Genomic DNA, 2,872 nt, shown 5'->3' with positions numbered 1-2,872 from the left:
CCCGTCCTGCGCCGACGTCACAGCTCCCGCACATACCGCCACTCCGAGCCCGCCAGGGTGTAGCCGAAGCCATGGTTGATGGCGAGCATGGGCGCGTTCGAGGCGTCGTTGCCCGTGTACGCGTGCCGGTAGCCCGCCGCGCGGGAGCGCAGCAGCGAGTCCAGCTTGGCCAGCCGCGCCAGCCCCCGCCCCCGGAACGCGCGGCGGGTGCCGGTCATCCCCGACCAGTAGCGGTCGACCCCGTCCGTCTGCGCCACGCTGTACGCCGCCACCTCGCCCCCGACCAGCGCCACACTGCTCAGCTCCGCGTCGAAGTCCGGACGCCGCCAGTTGAGCCGGAGCCAGTCCTCGTAGGCCGTCGGGCCGGTCTCGACGTCGCCCGGCTCGTCGGCCGCGCACTCCACGTCCGCCTCGTACAGCGGGCGCAGGTCGTCGCCGAAGTCCGCCACCGTGCGCAGCGCGGCCCCGGCCGGGAGCGGCTCCGGCAGCGCGGGCAGCGGTGCCCGCGCCAGGTCCAGCCCGAGGAACCGGGCGGTGCGTGAGCGCGCGTAGCCCCGGCGCTCGGCGAAGCCCGGGGAGCGGCCGTCGTCCGGTACCCAGGTCAGCACCTTCCCGGCGCCCAGTCCGGCCAGCCGCCGCTCGCCCGCCGCGGCGAGCGCCGCGCCCGCGCCCCGGCCCGTGGCCTCCGGGCGGACGACCGTATGGAGATAGCCCTCGCCGCCCGGCCCGGTCCCGGCCACGAGCCCGGACTGCGCACAGCCGATGAGCGTGCCGTCCGCCTCCTCGGCGACCAGCGCGCCGTTCCGCCGGGCGGCCGGATACGACGTCATCTCCCACAGCAGCGCCTCGCCGGTGCACACCAGGTAGGGCACAGCGGCGCGTCGGACACCGGCCACGGCCTCGGCGTCCTCCGGCTGGAACTCCCTCACGATCACGGTCATGCACCGGACGTTAGGGCGCCGCTTCCCCTGCCGCCTCCCATTTTCCGGCGGCGCGGTGGGGGAGAATCACCGTATGAAGGTCGTCATCGACACAGCGGCCCAGCAGCCGCCGTACGAGCAGCTGCGGGCGCAGATCTCCGAGCAGGCGCGCGGCGGTGTGCTGCCCACCGGCTACAAACTCCCCACGGTCCGCGGCCTCGCCGGGGAGCTGGGGCTCGCGGCCAACACGGTGGCGAAGGCGTACCGCGCGCTGGAGGCCGACGGGGTGATCGAGACCCGGGGCCGGAACGGCACCTTCATCGCGGCCGCGGGGGACGCCGCCGCGCGGGTCGCGGCCGACGCGGCCCAGAGCTTCGCGCTCCGCGCCCGCCGGCTGGGGCTGACCCGGGACGCGGCGCTCTCCACCGCGGCGGACGCCGTGCAGGCGGTGTACGCCGACGAGAGCTGACGCCGCCTCCGGCGGGCTGCGCGGAGTCGGGGCTGCCCCGGTATGTGCCCTGCGGACCGCGGCTGCGCCCCGAAGGGGCGCGGGGAACCGCGCGACCAGCCATGGGGGTACCTCCCTGCTCGAGCGAAGCCGAGAGCTTGGGGGAGCCACCCGCAGTCCGCGACGCGACAGCACGGGGCAGCTCCGATCCGGCACGGTCCGCCGGATACGGCACTAGAGGTAGAGGCCCGCGCCCTCGCGTTCCTGGCGTGGGACCGATGCCGGGGAGCGGCCCTTGCGGAGGGCGAACAGCTCCGCCAGCGTCGCGCCCTCGCGCCCGATGTCCTCCTCCGTGCCGAGCCAGGACACCGCTTCCTCGCGGGACAGCGCCCCCACCTCGATCCGGGCCAGACAGCGCCCGGGGCGTACCACGGCGGGGTGCAGCCGCTCCAGGTCCTCGTTCGTCGTCACCCCGACCAGCACGTTGCGGCCCTGGCCCAGCAGCCCGTCCGTCAGGTTGAGCAGCCGGGAGAGCGCCTGTCCCGCCGCGTGCTTGGCCTCGCCGCGGATCAGCTCGTCGCAGTCCTCCAGGAGCAGCAGCCGCCAGCGGTGCGACTCCGAGTCCGGGTCGTCGGCGCCGATGGCGATGTCCATGAGGTAGCCGATGTTGTTGAACAGGTGCTCCGGATCCAGCACGCAGTCCACCTGGCACCAGTCGCTCCAGGAGCGGGCCAGCGTGCGCAGCGCGGAGGTCTTGCCGGTGCCCGGCGGGCCGTGCAGGAGCAGCAGCCGCCCGGAGATGTCGTCCGGAGTGACCTTCATCAGCTCGTCCATCGCGCCGGCCACCCGCGCGGTGTAGTTGGGCCGCACCTCCTCCCAGGTGGCCGCGCTGATGGTACGGGTCGTACGGCGCGGGCCGCGCATCGGCGAGTGGTACCAGAAGCCCATGGAGACCTCGTCGTCCTGGGGCGCCGGCTCGTCCTCCGCGTCCTCCACGGCCTGCTTGAGCCGCCGCTCCGCCAGCTCGTCGCTGATCGCGGTGACCGTGACCTCGGCGCCCTGGCTCCAGCGCGAGACCCGCACCGTCCAGCCGTCGCCCTCGGCGAGCACCGAGCCCGAGTTGTCGTCCCGGGACTCGCGCAGCACGCTCGCGTCCGGCGGCAGCAGGGTGCGGCCCTTCTTCACGCGGTCCACGGTGTGGCTGCGCGAGTAGGGCTGCTCGCCGGTGGTGAAGCGGCCGAGGAGCAGCGCGTCGATGATGTCGCCGGTCGAATCGCTGTCGTCGATCGTCAGACGGGGCGGCAGGGACAGCTCGGGCCGGGTGGGCCGCGGCGGGTCGGAACTCATGTCGGCCATGATCCGGCATGGGGCCGGGGATACGCACCCGGGTTTCGGGGGATTCTCCCGGCATTCGGGAGGGGGCCACCGTAGCCTGAACTCAGAACATCCAGGACATCCAGGGCATCCGGGGCAGGTTCGCATGGGGCTGCACAGTGGGGGACGG

At 74.3% G+C, this 2,872-nt stretch carries 3 protein-coding genes; 1 reads left to right on the top strand and 2 read right to left on the bottom strand.

Annotated elements, in window-relative coordinates; all coding sequences use genetic code 11:
* Window positions 1–17: 17 nt before the first annotated feature.
* Window positions 18–941: a GNAT family N-acetyltransferase gene (locus G5C65_RS34860; protein ID WP_165303069.1), complete on the bottom strand. Its 924-nt coding sequence runs from the start codon at window positions 939–941 to the stop codon at window positions 18–20.
* A 73-nt stretch (window positions 942–1,014) separates the two neighbouring features.
* On the opposite strand from G5C65_RS34860, the gene G5C65_RS34855 reads away from it, so the two are divergent.
* Window positions 1,015–1,389, top strand: coding sequence for a GntR family transcriptional regulator (locus tag G5C65_RS34855; RefSeq protein WP_165303068.1), 375 nt, complete (start codon window positions 1,015–1,017; stop codon window positions 1,387–1,389).
* Between the two features lie 213 nt (window positions 1,390–1,602).
* Here G5C65_RS34855 and G5C65_RS34850 read toward each other — a convergent pair whose 3' ends face one another.
* Entirely contained in the window at window positions 1,603–2,724 is a 1,122-nt protein-coding gene (locus tag G5C65_RS34850; protein ID WP_165303067.1) for a DUF5925 domain-containing protein, read from the bottom strand.
* Window positions 2,725–2,872 lie beyond the last annotated feature (148 nt).

Origin of the sequence: Streptomyces boncukensis (assembly GCF_011045075.1) — a bacterium.
Taxonomy (GTDB): Bacteria; Actinomycetota; Actinomycetes; order Streptomycetales; family Streptomycetaceae; genus Streptomyces; species Streptomyces boncukensis.
This window is presented reverse-complemented; position numbering and strand designations above follow the sequence as displayed.